Origin of the sequence: Aminobacter sp. MSH1 (assembly GCF_003071665.1) — a bacterium.
GTDB classification, from domain to species: Bacteria; Pseudomonadota; Alphaproteobacteria; order Rhizobiales; family Rhizobiaceae; genus Aminobacter; species Aminobacter niigataensis.
Map to the genome: position 1 here is coordinate 4,346,365 of NZ_CP026265.1, position 18,074 is coordinate 4,364,438.

The window sequence follows — 18,074 nt, forward strand, 5'->3', positions numbered from 1 at the left end:
CGCTACGAGCGCGCCGCCCGCGTCAGCAGGCGCTGGTAGAACAGCCCGATGCCGATCAGCACAGCGCCCAGCCCGATGAAGGACAGCGCGCGCAGCACGCCTTCCAGTTCGGACATGTCGAACAGGAAGACCTTTGCCACGGCGATCGAGATCAACGCCGCCGAGGCGATGCGCAGCACCTGCGACTTCAGTGTCACGCCGGCGACCAGCAGGCCGACGCCCATGGCTAGCCACAGCGCCGAATAGGAATAGGTCTCGACCTGGCCGAGGCCTGCCCACAGGCCGATATGATCGCCCTGGAACAGACGGCGCACCGACAGCGTGGCATAGGCAAAGGCGAGCAGTGCGGCGACAAAGGCCAGCATCGCCGAATACCATTTCGGCCGCTTGCCCCTGGCGTAGTACGCCAACGCTGCTGCTGCCAACGCCGGCAGGAGATAGGCGAGGAACAAGAGGTTGAAGAATGGAATGCTGCCCGTGCCTTCGTCGGTGAACAGCGGATTGAGCACCAGGAAGTGCTGGCCCAGCACAGAAAGCACCGACAGCACGCCGATGGCGAGCGAGCCATAGCGCAGCACCGGGCTCGGCGAACGCATGTCGAGCGCCACCAGGATGCCGCCGCCGCCGAGCGCGATCAGCGTGTAGATCGCCTGTTCGGCCAGCGTCGGTGCGTCCGAGGTGATGACGCCGCCATTCATCGCATGGCGCACCAGCATCGCCACGGTCAGCAGCGAAAACAGGGCGGCCACCGCCTCCATGACCAGCCGCGGCCGGCCGTTGGTGGTACGTGCCAGCTGCCAGGCGGCGAAGCCGAAGGCAATTGCCGGGATGCCGTAGCCGGGCAGGATCCAGTTGAAGACGGGCGTCATGCCGAGCCTGTCCGCCCCGACAACCGTCGGGTCGAAGGCGATCCGCGCCAGCACGGCAACCGCCGCCCCGACGCTCAGCCAACCGAGCACCGGGTAGGCACGCTGCCGCGTCGCCAGTGCCGGAACCACCGCCGCAAGGCCAAGCAGGACCGTGGTCAGGCCCGAACCGAAGCCCATGTGGAGGGCCAGCAGCAGCGCCACCCCTGCCCCGCCAAGCACGAAGGAGACCGCCGGCCCGCCCTGGAGCGGCGGCTGTTCGGCACGGGCGATCCATTCGCCGCCGGCAATGAAGCCAGCGACCAGGACGGCTGAGATGAGCGCGCGCAGGAGATCGCGGTCGGGGTTGCCATAGGCGATCCAGAGCGAAGTCAGCACGACCAGCGGCACCGCCACGCCCCACCCGGCCCAGGCTGCCGCGCGCCAGGGCGCCGTCGCCGCCAGCCGATGCGCGCTCCACAGGCCGGTGCCGGCAAAGACGAGCCCAAGCAGCCAGCCGATGCGGGTCAGCGACGTACCGGCGATCTCGATCGGCAGGCCCTCGACCATCAGCCCGCCAATCGGCAGGTCGAGCTCGAAGGTGCCGCCCAGCGCGTTGCGCAGATAGACCAGCACTGTCGCGATGCCTGCCGCAAACAGCAGCGAAACAGCAGCCGGCCGGTAAAGCGCCACCGCCAGCAAGCCGACCAATAGAATGGTCCCGCGCAGCGGCCCGCCGAGCGCGGCGTAGGTCGGGTGGATGAACAGCACCATGGCGGTCACGGCCACGAAAAAGGCCGGCACCATCGACGGCCAGTCCAGCGCCGTCATGTCGTCGCGGCGTCCAAGCCACAGCAGGGCGAGTGCCGCCAGCGTGACCGCACTGATGAACAGGATGATGGTGAAATCGGCCAATGGCGCATCGGCGAGGTAGAGCAGCGTCCACAGGCCGGTGCCTATGAAGGCTGCCCCCATCAGCAGCGACCATCTGCGCGTCCGGGCGACCGCCGCGGTCGCGACGAGAACGATGGCGAGGTAGCCGAATAGGGCCCAGAAATTGGGCGCCGCGGACGCAATCAGCGCCGGTGTCACCATCGCGCCAAGCAGGCCGAGGCCCGCCAGCGGCTGACCGTGGGCGAGTGCGGCGCCGATCGTCGCTACGCCGACGATGCCAAGCAGGACGAAGGCGGTTCCGGCACCGATGAAGCCATAGAGCCCGTGCGCGGCATAGATGGTGCCGAACAGGGTAAAGGCGCCTGCTGCCGTCAGGATCGCCGGGATATAGGCGCTGCCGCCATTCTGGATCGGCACGCGGAAGCCGGTGCGGCGGATGAACTCGCCGCCGCCGACCAGCACCAGGCCGAGCAGTGCAGCCATGGTCAGGCGCGCGCCGGGGCCGAACAGGCCGGATTCGATCGAATAGCGGATCAGGAACACGCCGCCGAATGCAAGCGCCAACCCGCCGACCCACACCGCCCAGCGCGTGCCAAGCGCCGTTTCGATATCGGGTCTGGCCGGCGCGGGCGCTGGCTCCGGCGTGGAAGGTGCCTGCGTGCCGCCCCACGGCCCTGCCTCGCCGGCTTCAGCTTCGGCATTGGCCGCCGCGGGCAGCTCTGCCGCGACGTCTGCGTCCGGGGCAGCCGCGATTGCCAGCTCCGCCTTGGCAGGCACGTCCGCTACCGCTGCAGCCAGCGCCTCGGGCACCCCTGGCTCCGCCGTCTCCGTCGAAACCTCGGCAGCCTTTGCAGCCGGTGCAGGCACGGCCCCCGACAGCACCAGGCTGCGCAGCGCGCCCAGTTCGCGTTCGAGCAGGCCGAGCCGCGACTGCTGCTTCGATATGATGATGAACAGCGCGACAATGGCGATGACGCCCAGAAGGCTCTCAAGCATGGCCGTTCCCCCTCAGATTGGCCGGCTCACCGCGCCGCCAGATTGGCGACGGGAAAGATCGAACATGTTTCGGTGCCGAAGGCGAGCAGCTTGCCGTTGCTGTCCTTCAGCGTCGCCTCGGACACGGCGAGCGTGCGCCCTTTGTGGATCACCCTGCCTTCGCAGACGATCTCGCCGGTGTCGGGCGTGATCGGCCGCGTCAGGTTCACCTTGAACTCGACCGTGGTGTAGGCCTCGCCTTTTGCAAGCGTGCTGTGCACGGCGCAGCCGAGCGCCGAATCGAGCAGCGTCGCCGCCCAGCCGCCATGCACCATGCCGAGCGGATTGAGATGGCGCTTGTTGGGCACGCCGCGAAACACCGTCCGCCCCTCTTCCACGCCGGTCAGGGCAAAATTCAGCACCGCGGCGATCGGGGGCGCCGGATAGAGCCCCTCGACCACGCGCTGGAGCAGTTCCCTGCCGGAATAAAGATGCACGTCCTCATGCGGGATCGTGCCCAGGCCAAGCGGCGAGACATGGCCGGGAAACAGTTCGACGTCGCTCATGCGGCGGTGTCTCCACGGGAGATGGCTTGGGCAGCATAGAATTTCCTCAGCGCCATCAGCAGGCCGCTGCGGGCATCGGGCACCTCGATGCCGCGTGGCTCGTAGACGTGGCGGGCAAAGAAGAAGCTCGACAGCCGGAACGCATCCTCGATCGCCGCGAGGTCGGCCCCTTGCCGCGCGCCGCGCTGCAGGAACAGCGGCAGCGGGAGCAGCTTGTCGCGCCACGGCTCGCCGGCGGCGTGCGATACGGCGCGGCCCGACTTCGGCGAGACATAGGTCAAATCCTCGAGGGCGCCGGTGGCGGCACATTCGGAGAGGTCGAGACCGAAGCCGAGTTCGTCGAGCACCAGAAGCTCGAAGCGCACCACCAGTTCGCCGACAGCTTCGGCGTCGTTGAGATGCGCGATCAGGATCGCCAGCGTTTCGTAGAGACCGGCATGCGGGTCGCGCTCTGGCAAGAGCCTCAAATGCGCGGCCAGCGTCTGCAGGGCGTAGACGGCCACGGCACTGTCGATCAGCCTGGCGGCATTGAGCTCGATCGGCTCGGCCTGGAAAGTGCCTAGATGCTCGTCGAGCCGCGCCCGCCAGATCAGGTCGACGCGGTTGCCGGCCTGTAGCACGGGTTGCTGCTTGCGCGAGCGGCCGCCGCGTACCAGGCCGAGATGCCGGCCATGCGCACGCGTCATCACCTCGAGCACGGCCGAGGTTTCGCCATGCTTGCGGGTGCCGAGGATGATTCCTTCGTCGCGCCATTCCATGGCCGGACCATCAGCCGGTTGCGCGGCGAAATCAAGAATAATGGCGCGGCGCAATCACCGTTCCGGCAGCGGCGGGATGAGGGCGATAAGCAGCAATGCCGCAACGACCAGCGCTGCTGCCGCAATGGCAAGCGGCAGCAGGCCGAGCGTGATGAAGGGCGCAACCGCCGCGGTGCCCGCCGCCGTGGTGCCGAGGATGGCGACCACCACCAAGGCTGCACCGCGGGCATCGTCGCCCTGCGATGCCACCACGGCGCGGTGGAAGCCAGGCGGACCGCGGAAGCCGAGGCCGAGGTTGAAAGGCACAAACAATGCGGTCACCACCAACGTGTTGGCGCCGCCCATCAGCGCATAGGCGAGCATCGCCACGCCACCAAGCGCGGACAGGCCGGTGCCGAACCAGATCATGCGTTCGGCGCCGAAGCGCCCGGTCAGCCGGCCTGTCCAGTTGGCTGCGACGATGAAGGTGGCGATGCCCGTGATCTGCATGATGATCCTTGAGCCCGGCGCCAAGTGCGGCGACGAACACCGTCGGTGCGGCAAAGACGATCACCAGCAGCGCGCCGAGCGTGAAGGCATGGCTTACCGCGTATCGCAGGAAGGTGGCATCGCGCAGCAGATGGGCATAGCCGCCGGCTCCCTTGCCGGTCGTCAGCGCCGGCAGATGGCGGCTCAGTGCGCCGACAGCGGCTGCCAGCAGCAACGCCAGCACGGCAATGACGTCGAACGAGGCGGTCCAGCCGGCGAGCGACAGCAGCCACACGCCAGCTACAGGCGCAAGCGCCGGCGTCAGCGACTCGATGGAGCCGAGCAGGCCGAGCTTGCTGACCGCGCGATCGTCGCCAAACAGCGCCCGGATCATGCCCGGCGCGAAAACCGCAGCCGCCGAACCCGCCGCGCCCTGCAGGAAGCGCAGGCCGATCAGCATGTCGAGCGACGTGCTCATACCGGCAACCGCGGAGACCAGGCCGTAGGCGACGAGCGAAGCCACAAGCAGGCGGCGCTGGTCGAAATGCGCGCCAAGCGTGCCGAAGGCGAGCAGGCCGACCGCCGAGCCGGTGACGAATGCCGCCAGCACGAACTGCGCCTGGCCATAGGTTCCGCCCAGCACCTCGGGCAGGCTCGGCACGGCCGGCAGCACGAGATCCGTGCCGGCTATGCCGAGCACAGTGCTGGTCACGATGAGAGCGAAGGCGATGCCTGCATGGCCGCCATGCTTGCCGGGAGTCATTGTCTAGCCAGTCTTGGATTGAGGGCCTTTTTCGGGAGGGCGTCAGTGCCCCATCACAGACGGCGGGTCAAGCAAAGCCGTTTGGTCCAGTTGTACCGCCCTCGAAGTACAACCTGCCAAGCCGTCGCTTATCGCGGACGAAGTGGCCCTTCGCCCAGCCCCTTGCGCCAGCACGCAAACCTGGCCGCAATGCCCTGCGCCACGGCCGCCGCCCTGAAGACGGCGGCCATTTGCGTCAGGCCAGCCTGGGGCGCAGCACGCGCGTTCCGGCCCAGTCGAGCGCCAGCATCACCAGCAGCGAGATGCCGACAAGCGGAAAGGCGATGCCGCCAATGGCGAGGATGGCGATCAGCCCGCGGAACACTCTCGTGTCCTCGGGCAGCGGCGGCACGCCGAGCGAGCCCGCCGGTCGGCGCTTCCACCACATCACCCCGGCCGAGACAGCCAGCACCACGATGCCCAGGCAGGCCGCCAGCAGCACCAGCTGGTTGGCCAGCCCGAGCTCCTGGCCCATATGCACCGAGATGCCCCATTCCATCGATTTGCCACCCGCACCGTAGTCGGCAAAGCCCATGTCGATCAGCGGCTCGCCGCTGTACTGGTCGAGATGGATCACCCGCTGCTGGCTGGCATCATCAGGATAGACTGAGCCGGTATACACGCCCGTCGGCTTGCCCGGGATCGCGACGGCATAACCCCGATGCAAGCCTAGCCGGTCGAAAGTCTCGACCGCTCTGTCCAACCCGATCGGCGTGCCTGCGGCTTCAGAGGATTCCGGCAGCCTGGCCTGCTCCAGCGACCACGACGTCTTGGAGACATGGTCGAGATGTTCGCCCGACATCGGCACGTCGACGCGCACGCCCGAGGGGTAGCCGAAATTGCTGCCGTTGGCCCACTCGTTGACCTTTTCGCCCCAGACACCCGACCAGGGCATGCCGGTGATCGCCAGGAATACGATGAAGAAGCCGACGAACAGTCCGGTCACCGCGTGCAGGTCGCGCCAGAACATGCGGTTCTTCGGATTGCCGCGCACGGTGACGACACCGCCCTTCTTGCCACGCGGCCACCACAGATAGATGCCGGTGCCAACCAGCAGGATCGACCAGCCGGCGGCCAGCTCGATCAGCAGCCGCGCGCCGTCGCCGAAATATTTCAGGCTGTGCAGATAGCGAATGGTCCACATGACGGTGCCGCGGTCGGGCAAGGCGCCCAACACGGCGCCGCTGTAGGGGTTCACATAGACGGCCAGCTTGCCGAAATCAGGCGTGGCGACCGTGATCTCGGCCGGGCTCTCCGGCGTTGCCGGGTCGAGGTACTTCACCGCCGTACCGGGAAAGTCGGCCAGTGCGGCGTCCACCATGGCTTCGGGTGTCGCTTTGCTCTGCTCGACCGCGACCCGCTTGAGGTCGGAATAGACGGCAGCGTCGATCTCGTCCTTGAACAGATAGAGCGCGCCAGTGACGGCAAGCGTGATCATGAAGGGCAGCACCAGCAGCCCGGCGTAGAAGTGCCAGCGCCAGACGGCGCGGTAGAGGTTGGACGCGGAGCGCACGGCGGCGTTCTCCCGTCCGAGGGTGATTTCGGACATTGATATCTCCATAGGCGTGGAAGCGCGGGCCGCGTGAGCCCGCAGGTTTCGACGTCAGACGGAGTTGTGCGGAGGTGCCCTCGCCTCGGCGATCAGGCCGCGCAGGGCTTGGGGTGCCGCATGCCGCGGCTCCGCAACGACGATGCCCTGCGCCTCGGGTCGGTCAATGATGAAGGCAAGCTGCTCGCCCGGCAGGCCGGGCACTGTTGCTGCCGCCAGCTGGCAGAGCGTGCCGCAGGGACAGTCGGCGGGGCTGCGGGAGGGCTGCTGGTCGCCGCCTGCCGGGCCCATGCCGTCCATGGTGCAGATGACGCCGAGCGGATCGGCGGCGGAGGCCGCCATGGCACCTGTCGCTGCACCTGAAAGCAGCGCCTGGAACAGCAGCATGAAAGCGATCATGCCGGCGATGGCGCCAGCCGACAGCCTGTCCCGCAAGATGAGGCGCATCCCCTTCATGCCAGCGAAATGGCACGATTCCACAGCCGCGTCACTGCGGCACGAGTGCCAGGCTTGCCTCAGCCGTGGCGCGGCCATTGGTGGTGGAGCGTGTCGATGACGAAGCCATGGGCGTGGCGGTGCCCGAGGCGATGTCCGCCTTCGGCCCAATGCGGATCGTCGTCGTCAAGGCCATGATGGTGGTGGTCGACGACATCGGGATCGGATGACGGCCACAGGAGCAATGCCATGGCGACGGCTGCGGCAGCGATGCCGGCCATGACGACGAAGGTCGCAGGCAGGCCAATCGTCACGCCGAGCCAGCCGGCGAGCGGATAGGTGACCAGCCAGCAGGCGTGGGACAGCGCGAACTGGGCGGCGAACAGCGCCGGCCTGTCTTCGGGACGCGACGAGCGCCGGAGCAACCTGCCCGCGGGGGTCTGTGCTATCGAATAGCCGAGGCCAAGGACGAACCACAGCGGCATGAGCGAAGCGAAGCCCTGCACCAGCGTGCCGCAAACGAGCCCGACCGCCAACAAGGATATGCCCGCCAGCATGATCGAGCGATCCGGTACCCGGTCGAGGATCCTCGGCAGCATGAGCGCGGCCACCATCGAGCCTGCGCCATAGGCAGCGAGCGCCATCGCCGTCGATCGCTGCGTCAGGCCGTATTCGCCCTGCACGATGACGACGGTGTTGACGATCACCATGGCGCCGGAGGCGGCAACCGCCATGCTGACGGCCAGCAGGCCCTGCAGCCGGGGTGTCGCGAGATAGATGCGCAAGCCGCGCGTCGTCCGCTCATAGATGCCGCGCGGGGCGGTCGCGTGCGGGCTGGGCAGCGTGACGGAGACCACCAGCGCCGCCGAGGCCAGAAAACCAACGACGGTGCCGGCGAACAGCTCGTGGAAGCTGACCACCGTCAGCAGGGCCGCCGCCAGGACGGGGCTGACCAGGCTCTCGAGATCATAGGCAAGCCGGGTCAGCGACAGCGCACGCGTATAATCCTTCTCGTCGGGCAGGACGTCGGGGATCGTCGCCTGGAACGCCGGGGTGAAGCCGGCCGATGCCGACTGCAGCACGAAGATCAGCACATAGACCTGCCAGACCTCGGTGACGAATGGCAAGAGCAGCACCACCGCCGCACGCACCAGGTCGAGGCAAACGAGCATCGAGCGCCTTGGCAGCCGCTCGGCAAAGGCCGCCGCCACGGGTGCCACGGCGACGAAAGCGATCATCTTGATCGCCAATGCGGTGCCGAGCACCACGCCTGCATCCGGCCCCGCCAGTTCATAGGCCAAAAGACCGAGCGCGACGGTGGCCAGACCGGTGCCGATCAGGGCGATCAGCTGTGCCGCGAACAGATGGCGATAGGTTCGGTTGGAGAGTATCTGGAGCATCTGTCGCCCTGGCGGTCTTCGGCGGCCCGAAGGCCAGTCAGTCGTTCGGCATCGGGCGCGACCGGCGTGGCCGGCAGCGGCGCCGTCCTAGAGGTACTTGGTGATTTCCTTGAACTCGTCGATCGACTGGCGCTGCTCGCGCGGCAGCGGCCCGACTGCCTCCTCCAGGCAATGGTCGAGATGGTCCTGGATCAGCGTGCGCTTGGCCTGGCCGACGGCCTTTTCGACCGCATGCAGTTGCTGCGCGACATCGAGGCACGGCCGGCCAGCCTCGATCATGGCGATGATGCCGCGGAGATGGCCCTCGGCCCGCTTCAGCCGCTTGACCGTGTCGGGATGGGACGCGTGGGTATGCGGATGTTCTGCCATGCCCGATGCTATCCCCCCGGGGAGTATATGGTCAATCCGTTGAACGCATCAAATTATGGATAGCTGAAGCAGGTGACGCGAAATCAGCCGTGCCGTGCTCTCAGCGATAGCCTGTCGTATCGGCCGGCTTGCCGGCATCCTGCACCTCGACGACATAGGGCCAGGCATTCGGCCGGGAGCCGTCGAGGTCGGTGAAGCCATAGACCTGCGCCAGGCCGCCGCTCGACAAGGACTGGCCGTTCCAGCGAGCCACGTCGGGATCGGCCGCAAGTGCGGCCACAGCTCGGCCGACGAAGCGCGGCGTCTCCGAGATGGCGAAATGCGGGATGTTTCTGGTCGCGTCGCGCCAGTTGGCTTCGGTGACGCCGAAATGCTCCAGCATCATCTCCGAGCGCAGCCAGCCCGGCGTGATCGCCACTGAGGTCGCGCCATGCGGGACGAGATCCTTGGCATGCGCCCAGGCCATGCGCAGCACCGCCGACTTGCACAGGTCGTAGAAGGGCGACAGGCGGTAGTTCACGGCGTTGTACTCGGCCGTGCCGTCGGTCACCTCGACCAGAAGCCCGCCCGGCTTCTCGATCATCAGCGGCAGCGCGTGATGCGCGGTGATCAGATGCGTATCGATGGATAGTCTCAGCATCCGCAAGCCATTGTCGAGATTGTGATCCCACACCGGCTTGTTCCATTCGAAGAGCTTCTCGCCGCCCCAGATGTCGTTGACCAGGACGTCGAGCCGGCCCTGCTCCCTGCGGATACGGGCGACGAGGTCGCGCACCTCGTCCTGCAGCAAATGGTCGACGCGCACCGCAATGCCCTTGCCGCCGGCGGCGGTGACCAGCTCGGCGGTTTCCTCGATCGTCTCGGGCCGGGCATATTCGGACTGGCGGTCGCGGGTGGTTCGTCCGGTGACATAGACCGTGGCGCCGGCAGCGCCCAATTCGGTGGCTATGCCCCGCCCTGCCCCGCGCGTCGCGCCGGCGACGAGAGCAACTTTGTCTTGCAGCGTCATCGAACTCTCCCAAAACTACGTTTCGTCGAATTGGCTCGCAGTCAGCACCAAAGCCGTATATAAATGAATACTCGTTTATAAATGAAAGTTCAACATGCCTCGCCCCAAGACGCTGTCCAACGAGAACGTACTCGAAGCCGCCAGCCGGCTGATCCACGACCATGGGCCTGATGCGCTGACTTTCGACAGCCTGGCGCGCGCCTGCGGCCTGTCGCCAGCGACGCTGGTGCAGCGCTTCAAGACCAAAGCCGGGCTCAAGCAGGCCGCCCTGCTCCACGCTTGGGACGGGCTCGACGCCAAGACCACCGCCCTCGCCGCGTCCACGCCAAACACGCCCGAAGGTGCCATCGAGTTGCTGGTCGGCCTGTCGCATTATGGCGGCATCGAAACCTATGCCGAAGGGCTGCTGCTGTTGCGCGAGGATCTGCGCGATCCCGCATTGCGGGCACGCGGCGCAGCCTGGAAGGTGGCGCTGTGCGCAGCACTCGAAGTGCGTTTCGCCGGAGTGGCCGGCGCGCCCCGGGGCATCGGGCTGCTGATGGCCTCGCAATGGCAAGGCTCGCTCCTGTGGTGGGGTTTCGACCCGCAGGGCCGGGTCGAAGATTTCGTCGCCGCCGGCCTGCGCAGCCTCATTGCCGCGGCCGTTCCCGCGACAGGTCACCCCTTGAACCGGGCCGCCTCCTCCGATCCGCGCGTGGCATCGCCCGCGCTGTAGGAATGCGCGCCGGCGCCGGCGAGCTTGCCGCCATCGACGATCAGATATTCCTCGCGGATCGGCCGGCCGGCGAACCAGCATTCGAGGATTTCGCGGGTGCCCGCGGCATAGCGCGCCTGCGCCGACAGCGACGACCCCGAAATATGCGGCGTCATGCCATGATGCGGCATCTCTCGCCACGGATGGTCCCTGGGCGCCGGCTGCGGGAACCAGACGTCGCCGGCATAACCGGCGAGCTGGCCGTTATCGAGCGCCCGGGCGACAGCATCGCGATTGCAGATCTTGCCGCGCGCCGTATTCACCAGATAGGCGCCGCGCTTCATCTTCGCGATCATCGCCGCATCGAACAGGTTTTCGGTCTCGGGGTGCAGCGGCGCGTTGATGGTGACGACGTCGCAGACCGGCACCATGTCGGCCGCCGTCTTGTGGAAGGTCAGGCCAAGTTCCTTCTCCACAGTCTCGGGCAGGCGGTGTCGGTCAGTGTAATGCAGCTTGACGTCGAACGGCTTGAGCCGCCGCAGCACGGCTGTGCCGATCCGCCCGGCGCCCACCGTTCCGATCTGCATGCCCTCGACGTCATAGGACCGTGCGACGCAGTCGGCGATGTTCCAGCCGCCGTCCACCACCCATTGGTAAGAGGGGATATAGTTGCGCACGAGGCCGAGGATCATCATCACCACATGCTCGGATACGCTGATCGAATTGCAAAAGGTGACCTCGGCCACGGTGATGCCGCGCTCCATCGCCGCCTGCAGGTCGACATGGTCGGAGCCAATGCCGGCGGTGATGGCGAGCTTCAGGCGGCCGGCCTTGGCGATCCTCTGCTCGGTCAAGTAGGCCGGCCAGAACGGTTGTGAAATGACGATCTCGGCATCGACGAGTTCGCGCTCGAAGATGCTGTCGGGTCCGTCCTTGTCGGAGGTTACGGCCAGGCTGTGCCCGGCACCTTCGACAAACTTGCGCAAGCCGAGTTCGCCCGACACGCTGCCGAGAAGCACGCCCGGCTCGAAATCGATGGCTTCCGGCGTGGGCAGTGTCTGGCCGCCCGGATAGCGGTCAAGTCTTGGCAGGCCGTCCCGCGCATACCGCTTGGGGTAGCCATCCACCGGATCGTCGTAAAGGACGCAAACAACCTTGGCCATGTCGTATCTCCCTTCGTCTGATGGACGAGGAGACGCTTGGAAAACTGGCGCTACCCGAAATTTGCACGCGTGTGACGGAGCGAACCAGCCTTCAGGATTGTCCGTGGCCGGCCGGCTTGCCGCCTGGCGCTTCCTCGTTCGAGATGTTGCGCGCTCCCGAGGTTAAATGGCGGAGCCGGACACGGTTTCAAGGCCGCGGGCCGGCTGTCCCGTCGCTACTTGTCACCGGGCTGCTTCTTGCCGGTCAAGAGCGCATAGACGGCCATCGAATGACCGTGGCCGAGGCCGAACTCGTCGCGCAGCCATTCGATGATCTGCCCGGCCTTTACATCAGGCTTCAGCTTGCCGCTGTGGGAAAATCCCTTGCCGTCAGCGAGTGCCAGCAGTTCCTCCGGTCCCTTGCCGGTCTTGGTCTTGATGGTGTCGAGATAGGCCTGGAAGGACATTTTTTCTTCTCCTGATTTTTGGAAAATCACAGTTCGCGCCGCCGGTTGGCGAGCACGCCGCCGGCGATGATCGCGACCAGCCCCACGACCGACAGCAGGGTCAGCACGTCGTTGAACAGGATTGCCGCCAGCACCACGCCGAACCCCGTGCCCCAGTAGCCGAGCTGGCTGAAGAACACCGGCCCGCCGATCTCCTGGAGGCGGAAGTTGAGCAGGTAGGACGCCGCCGAGGTGGCGACCATGCAGCCGATCCAGAACAGGATGTCGCGGTCGAGAAAGACCCAGCTCGAGGGTGCCTCGAAGAATGGCGCCACCACAGCCACCAGCAGGCTCGAGCTCAGCAGGATGCCGCAGGAAAAGGCGAGCGCCGACGAGCCCTTGGGCCAGTAGGCCGAGCGGATGATGTTGCCGGCGGCGGCGCAGGCCGGGATGGTGACGCCGAGCAGCACCCATACCGTCTGCGAGAAATCGATCTCGGCCAGTTGCTGCTGCACCAGCGCCGCCATGCCCGCAAGGCCGATCAGGATGCCGGCGAAGCGCCTCAAATACATGCGCTCGATGCCGAGCCCGGCGGCGAAGCTCATCGTCAGCAGCGGCGACAGCGAATAGACGGTCGAGGTGTATGCCGGCCCGACCCGGTCGACGATGTAGTAGCCGAGCACGGTCGGGATGGTGAAGCTGATGATGCCGAGCACCAGGTAGAGCACGAGATGCTGCCGCTCGCGCGGGATCCCCTGCCCCGAGGCGGCCAGCAGCGGCAGAAGGATCGCACCTGCGCCGACATTGGCCACCAAAGCCAGCTGGAACGGCTGCATGCCGGCATTCAGCGCAGCCTTGGAGATCATGATGCGCGTGGCGAAGACGAGGCCGCACAGCGCCAGCAGGATCAACGGTGACCGCGCGGCAAGCGAAGCCGGGGAACGGAGAACTTCCTGTTGCGTCATGGCCGGCTCCAATATATCTTACCGGTAAGATAAATGACGGAATTATCTTAGTGTCAAGACATCTCGGCGAAAATATTGGGGAGTTGATCGACGACGGCCTGCAGGACGGCATCGATATCAGGCGGGCGCAATGGGCGGCGGAACTGCCCGGGCTCGACACCCGCGGCATGGCGATCCTCGGCCGTGCCCGCTGGATCACGCTCGCCGCCCGGCCCAAGATCGAGGCAATCTTCGCCTCCTACGGGCTCGACACCGGCGAGGCCGACGTGCTGTTCACGTTGCTGCGCTCGGGCCCGCCCTACCGGCTGCGCCCGACCGAGCTCTACCGCTCGATGATGATCTCGTCCGGCGGCGTCACCAACCGCATCGTCAAGCTGGTCAAGGCAGGATTGGTCAGGCAGGTCAGCTCGGACGGCGACGGCCGCAGCCTGCCGGTCGAACTGACCGAGGACGGCCTTGCCCGCGCTCGCGAGGCCTTCGAGGCCGACATGGCGGTCGAAGCGCTGATGCTGGAAAGCTTGAGCGAGGACGAACAGGCGCAGTTGGCCAAGCTTCTGCGCAAGCTGGCGCTATCCCTCGGCAGTTCGCCGTCGATGGAGTGAGGCGGCCCCCCCTGCCTCGGCAGCCGAACCCCTTGACGCCGCGCCTCCTTGCCGGATGGAGCTGGCCAAGCTCCTGCACAAACTGGCGCTATCCTTCGACAGCAGCACCGCGCCAGAGTGGCGCCGGGAATCACCCTGCAATGTCGAGGAAAGCTGAATGAACCGCGACGAACTTGCCGCAATCCTGGGCCGGCAACCGGCTGCGATGGCGCTCTACGTCACCGGCAAGGGGCTCGACGGTCCCTGGGGCATTGCGCATGGCATGGCCGATGCCGCGGCCAACAGTCCGCTTTCGGTGGACACGCCGCTGCGGGTCGCGAGCAACACCAAGACCGTCGTTGCCGCCACGGTTCTTCGCCTGTGGGAACAGGGGCTGGTCGACCTCGACGGCCCGATCGCACCGTTGCTCACGCCCGTGTTGAACGGGCTGCTCACTTCTGCCGGCTACCGCACGGACGCCATCACCGTTCGCCAGCTTCTCAACCACAGTGCCGGCCTGAACGACCACGCCGACGATCCGCGCTACTTCGAGACCGTGCTTCGCGAGCCCACACGTTTCTGGGCGCGCGAGGAACAGGTTCGTCTCGCGGTCGAATATTCTGGCCCTCTCAGCGAAGCCGGAACCCGCTTCCGCTATTCCGACACCGGCTACATCCTGCTCGGCGACATCATCGAGCGCATCTCGGGTGAAGCGCTGGCAGCCACTGTCCGGCGCCAGATGTCATTCGACCGGCTCGGCCTCGAAGCCACTTGGTGGGAGATCGCCGAACCGCAGCCGGCAACGGCCGCGCCCCGCGGACGTCAGTTCCTCGGCAAGACCGACGCCACCGACATCAGCGCCTCGATGGACCTCTATGGCGGCGGCGGACTGGTCATGTCCGCGCGGGACCTAGCCACGCTCTTCGCTGCCCTGTTCGAGGGCCGCGTCTTCACAAGCCCGGACACACTTCGCCAGATGCTTTCCACCGGCAGCCACGAAGGCGCCGACGGCTACCGGCTCGGCATTTCTGCCAGCCGCATAAGCGATGTCGAATGCTACTCGCATCTCGGTTTCTGGGGCACCGCGGCCTATTATTCGCCAGCCACAGGCATCGCCATTGCAGGCTTTGCCACCAATCGCGAGGCACGCGGCGCACTGGTTTCGATCATCGAGCAAGTGCTGGCGGCAACAGAAGCATGATGAGTCCTTCGCAGATCGAGGACCTCGCCCGCCTCTTCGCGCCGCACGAGGCGCTGCTCGCCGGCCTGCTCGCACGCTGGGATGGCGCCATAGCCGAGGGCGACGGCTCGCATGACCGCTCGCACCTGATGCGGGTGTGGGCCCTCGTCTGCCGCATCGCGGCGACGGAGCCGGGCGCGGACATGGAGGTTCTGGCGGTGGCGACGCTGTTCCACGACTGCGTTTCGGTCGAGAAGAATTCGCCGCAGCGCGCCATGGCCTCGCGCTTGTCGGCCGAAGTGGCGCGGGGGCTGTTGCGCCAGGCCGGCTGGCATGAGCACCGCACCGAGGCGGTCGCCCACGCCATCGAGGCGCACAGCTTCTCGGCGAACATCGAGCCGCGCAGCTCCGAAGCGGCCATCCTGCGCGATGCCGACCGGCTCGACGCGCTGGGTGCGCTTGGCATTGCCCGGGTCTTCTATGTCGCCGGCCGGTTGGGATTGCCGCTCTACGATGCGGACGACCCGTTCGCGCAACACCGCCCGCTCGACGACAGGCGCTTCGCGCTCGACCATTTCTAGACCAAGCTGTTCCAGCTGTCGGCAGGCCTGCTCACCGCCGCCGGCCGCGAGATCGGCCGCCAGCGTACCGAACTGATGAGGGCATTCGTCACGGATCTCGACCGCGAGATTGCTGCAGAGCAATGAAATGCGAAGCGGCGCGGTCTGGCATCGGCAACGGCCCGGGCCTGACCGGCACCTTTGCCGATTTCACCAAATCAGAACTTGTAGTTGAGGCCGATCTTGACAGCGTGAATATCGAAATCGTCGTCATAAACGCGGAACGGCGCTGGCTCATCCACCGCCAGATTGGCGTCGAATCTGTAGAACTGATACTCGCCCCGGATCGTCCACTTGTCGTTCAGAGCGTGCTCGACGCCGGCACCAACGGTCCACCCAGTCAAAGCTTCCGAACCGCTCGCGTTAAAGCCCCCGCCGTTCGGGATATCGCTCATCGAGAGCTTGGTGAAGCCAACACCGCCCTTGGCGTAGAACAGAGTGCGGTCCATCGCATAGCCAAGTCGGCCGGTGATGCTGCCGAGGTAATCGAATTCATTCTCGTTGATTGCGACCGGACCAGCACCACTTGGAAACGCACGGATGTCGGATGTTCCGTCCGCCCACGAATAGGACAATTCGCCTTCGAGCCCGAGCACGACGGAGCCCCACTGGTAATTGTATCCGACTTGTCCGCCGAGCAGAGCTCCCTTCGCCTCCGGGAAAGCGGTCTCTATTCTGGCTCCGCCCGGAAGGAGGTAGGCGCCTTCACCGCTACCGGTGCCATATCCGAGTTGGACGCCGACATATGCTCCCGTCCAGTTGTACGGTGCCGTTTCTGCCGGAGGAGCTGTCTCAGACCCCAAAGCGTCGGCCGCCGCTGCGGCTCCGGCTGCTGCGAAAAGCAGTGCGGACGCAAGTGCTACAATCTTCATGCGAATCCCCAACCAATTTAGATATCTCTAATTTAGATGGATATATTCGCGAGCAGCAACTCGTCCTCACACCAGGCAGTTGCTTTGCATGCAAACAGTTGCAGGCGTACAACAGTCGCAACCGCCCATAAGCCGGCCTGCGCTATCACTGCCTAAGCCCGCTCTTCCCAGACCCTGGCCAGTTCGACGATCGTCTTCACCGCCTTTTCCATGTCCTGGCGGCTGACCCATTCGAGCGGCGAGTGGAAAGCATGGCCGCCGGCGAAGATGTTGGGACATGGCAGCCCCATGAACGACAGACGCGAACCGTCGGTGCCGCCGCGGATGCTGCCGCGCACCGGCTCCATGCCGGCGCGCCGGATCGCCTCGACGGCGTTCTCGACGATCTCGGGGTGGCGGTCGAGCACCACCTTCATGTTGCGGTACTGCTCCTTGACCGTGAAACTGTAGGTCGAGCCGGGATAGGCCGAGATGACGTCCCTGACGATCTTTTCGAGCATGGCCTCCTTCTCGGCCAGGCCGTCGTTGCGGAAATCGCGGACGATCAGGCTGATCGTCGCCTTCTCCATCGACCCGCTGACGCTGGTCGGATGGACGAAGCCCTGCCGGCCCTCGGTGGTCTCGGGCGCCATGTCCTGCGGCAGCCGATCGATGATGGCGCCGGCGATCTTGATGGCGTTCTCCATCCTGCCCTTGGCGAATCCGGGATGCATGGCAACGCCTGATATCGCAATCTCGACGCCGTCGGCGGAGAAGGTCTCGTCCTCGATGGTGCCTGCCGTCTCGCCGTCCATGGTGTAGGCGAACGCGGCGCCGAGCTTGGCGAAATCGACCTTGTCGACGCCGCGTCCGATCTCCTCGTCGGTGGTGAACAGGATCTTGACCGTGCCGTGCCTGATGTCGGGGTTGTCGACCAGCACCTTGGCCGCCGCCACGATCTCGGCAACGCCGGCCTTGTCGTCGGCGCCCAAAAGGGTGGTGCCGTCAGTGGTGACGATGTCGTTGCCGATCTGGTTGTTCAGCTCCGGATGCTCGCTCACCCGGATGACCCGCGATGGATCGCCCGGCAGCACGATGTCGCCGCCGGCATAGTTCCTGATCACCTGCGGCTTGACGCCGGTGCCGGTAAAGTCGGGTGCGGTGTCCATGTGCGAGCAGAAGCAGATCACCGGCACCTGCTTGTCGCTGTTCGACGGAATGGTGGCATAGACATAGCCGTGCTCGTCGAGATGCGCGTCACGAAGGCCGATCGCCTGCAGCTCCTCGACCAGCAGGCGGCCGAGGTTCTTCTGCTTTTCGGTCGACGGCTGCGTCGTGGAGCTTCCATCCGCCTGGGTGTCGATGACGACGTAGCGCAGAAAACGGTCGAGAACGGTGTCGGTCATGGCAAGGGATCCAGTGCATCAGGTCGGGCCTGTATAGCCGCCCGCGCATCCGCGGTGAATGCGTTTCTCCGTACCAGCCACTATGCCAGCAGCTCGGGGCGCACGGCAGCACACGTCAT

The 18,074-nt window shown here is 66.1% G+C and carries 18 protein-coding genes; 4 read left to right on the forward strand and 14 right to left on the reverse strand.

Translation table 11 applies throughout. The features are described 5' to 3' along the window. Window positions 1-2: 2 nt before the first annotated feature. The 9 genes from CO731_RS21430 to CO731_RS21470 all read right to left on the reverse strand — a co-directional run bounded on the left by CO731_RS21430 (window position 3) and on the right by CO731_RS21470 (window position 10,070). Window positions 3-2,735, reverse strand: a complete 2,733-nt coding sequence (locus CO731_RS21430; RefSeq protein ID WP_108608756.1) for a DUF2339 domain-containing protein — start codon at window positions 2,733-2,735, stop codon at window positions 3-5. Window positions 2,736-2,761: 26 nt separating this feature from the next. Continuing rightward, window positions 2,762-3,280, reverse strand: a complete 519-nt coding sequence (locus CO731_RS21435; protein ID WP_108608757.1) for a PaaI family thioesterase — start codon at window positions 3,278-3,280, stop codon at window positions 2,762-2,764. Next, entirely contained in the window at window positions 3,277-4,038 is a 762-nt protein-coding gene (recO, locus tag CO731_RS21440) for a DNA repair protein RecO (protein ID WP_108608758.1), read from the reverse strand. Before recO ends, CO731_RS21435 begins: the two co-directional genes overlap by 4 nt. 31 nt (window positions 4,039-4,069) lie before the next feature. Then, window positions 4,070-5,269 (reverse strand): MFS transporter, encoded by a 1,200-nt coding sequence (locus CO731_RS21445; RefSeq protein ID WP_245439447.1) that lies wholly within the window; start codon window positions 5,267-5,269, stop codon window positions 4,070-4,072. Window positions 5,270-5,504: 235 nt separating this feature from the next. Further along, entirely contained in the window at window positions 5,505-6,857 is a 1,353-nt protein-coding gene (locus CO731_RS21450; protein ID WP_108608759.1) for a PepSY domain-containing protein, read from the reverse strand. A 54-nt stretch (window positions 6,858-6,911) separates the two neighbouring features. After that, window positions 6,912-7,292, reverse strand: a complete 381-nt coding sequence (locus CO731_RS21455) for a DUF2946 family protein (RefSeq protein ID WP_210205487.1) — start codon at window positions 7,290-7,292, stop codon at window positions 6,912-6,914. 80 nt (window positions 7,293-7,372) lie between these two features. Continuing rightward, complete coding sequence (locus CO731_RS21460; RefSeq protein WP_108608761.1) at window positions 7,373-8,692, reverse strand: MFS transporter; 1,320 nt, start codon at window positions 8,690-8,692, stop codon at window positions 7,373-7,375. Window positions 8,693-8,779: 87 nt separating this feature from the next. Further along, window positions 8,780-9,061 carry a metal-sensing transcriptional repressor gene (locus tag CO731_RS21465; RefSeq protein ID WP_108608762.1) on the reverse strand — a complete coding sequence of 94 codons (282 nt, stop codon included), beginning with the start codon at window positions 9,059-9,061 and terminating at the stop codon, window positions 8,780-8,782. 100 nt (window positions 9,062-9,161) lie between these two features. Further along, the gene (locus CO731_RS21470; protein ID WP_108608763.1) at window positions 9,162-10,070 is read right to left on the reverse strand and encodes an SDR family oxidoreductase; all 909 of its coding nucleotides are present in this window, start codon (window positions 10,068-10,070) and stop codon (window positions 9,162-9,164) included. 94 nt (window positions 10,071-10,164) lie between these two features. On the opposite strand from CO731_RS21470, the gene CO731_RS21475 reads away from it, so the two are divergent. Continuing rightward, a complete protein-coding gene (locus CO731_RS21475; protein ID WP_108608764.1) occupies window positions 10,165-10,785 on the forward strand; it encodes a TetR family transcriptional regulator in 621 nt (206 codons plus the stop codon). Here CO731_RS21475 and CO731_RS21480 read toward each other — a convergent pair. The 3 genes from CO731_RS21480 to CO731_RS21490 all read right to left on the reverse strand — a co-directional run bounded on the left by CO731_RS21480 (window position 10,728) and on the right by CO731_RS21490 (window position 13,317). After that, complete coding sequence (locus tag CO731_RS21480; RefSeq protein ID WP_108608765.1) at window positions 10,728-11,927, reverse strand: NAD-dependent formate dehydrogenase; 1,200 nt, start codon at window positions 11,925-11,927, stop codon at window positions 10,728-10,730. The genes CO731_RS21475 and CO731_RS21480 overlap by 58 nt on opposite strands. Before the next feature lie 215 nt (window positions 11,928-12,142). After that, window positions 12,143-12,373, reverse strand: a complete 231-nt coding sequence (locus CO731_RS21485; RefSeq protein ID WP_108608766.1) for a DUF4287 domain-containing protein — start codon at window positions 12,371-12,373, stop codon at window positions 12,143-12,145. Between the two features lie 26 nt (window positions 12,374-12,399). Continuing rightward, window positions 12,400-13,317 carry a DMT family transporter gene (locus CO731_RS21490; RefSeq protein ID WP_108609975.1) on the reverse strand — a complete coding sequence of 306 codons (918 nt, stop codon included), beginning with the start codon at window positions 13,315-13,317 and terminating at the stop codon, window positions 12,400-12,402. A gap of 50 nt (window positions 13,318-13,367) precedes the next feature. Here CO731_RS21490 and CO731_RS21495 point away from each other — a divergent pair, with 50 nt between their 5' ends. The 3 genes from CO731_RS21495 to CO731_RS21505 all read left to right on the forward strand — a co-directional run bounded on the left by CO731_RS21495 (window position 13,368) and on the right by CO731_RS21505 (window position 15,659). Continuing rightward, a complete protein-coding gene (locus tag CO731_RS21495) occupies window positions 13,368-13,919 on the forward strand; it encodes a MarR family transcriptional regulator (RefSeq protein WP_108608767.1) in 552 nt (183 codons plus the stop codon). 157 nt (window positions 13,920-14,076) lie between these two features. Continuing rightward, the gene (locus CO731_RS21500) at window positions 14,077-15,099 is read left to right on the forward strand and encodes a serine hydrolase domain-containing protein (RefSeq protein WP_199914499.1); all 1,023 of its coding nucleotides are present in this window, start codon (window positions 14,077-14,079) and stop codon (window positions 15,097-15,099) included. Continuing rightward, on the forward strand, window positions 15,096-15,659 hold the full coding sequence (locus CO731_RS21505; protein ID WP_108608768.1) for an HD domain-containing protein: 564 nt from the start codon (window positions 15,096-15,098) through the stop codon (window positions 15,657-15,659). The genes CO731_RS21500 and CO731_RS21505 overlap by 4 nt, the downstream gene beginning before the upstream one ends. Before the next feature lie 197 nt (window positions 15,660-15,856). Here CO731_RS21505 and CO731_RS21510 read toward each other — a convergent pair whose 3' ends face one another. Continuing rightward, window positions 15,857-16,570: an outer membrane protein gene (locus CO731_RS21510; RefSeq protein WP_108608769.1), complete on the reverse strand. Its 714-nt coding sequence runs from the start codon at window positions 16,568-16,570 to the stop codon at window positions 15,857-15,859. A gap of 152 nt (window positions 16,571-16,722) precedes the next feature. Further along, window positions 16,723-17,955: a peptidase T gene (pepT, locus tag CO731_RS21515; RefSeq protein ID WP_108608770.1), complete on the reverse strand. Its 1,233-nt coding sequence runs from the start codon at window positions 17,953-17,955 to the stop codon at window positions 16,723-16,725. Window positions 17,956-18,074 lie beyond the last annotated feature (119 nt).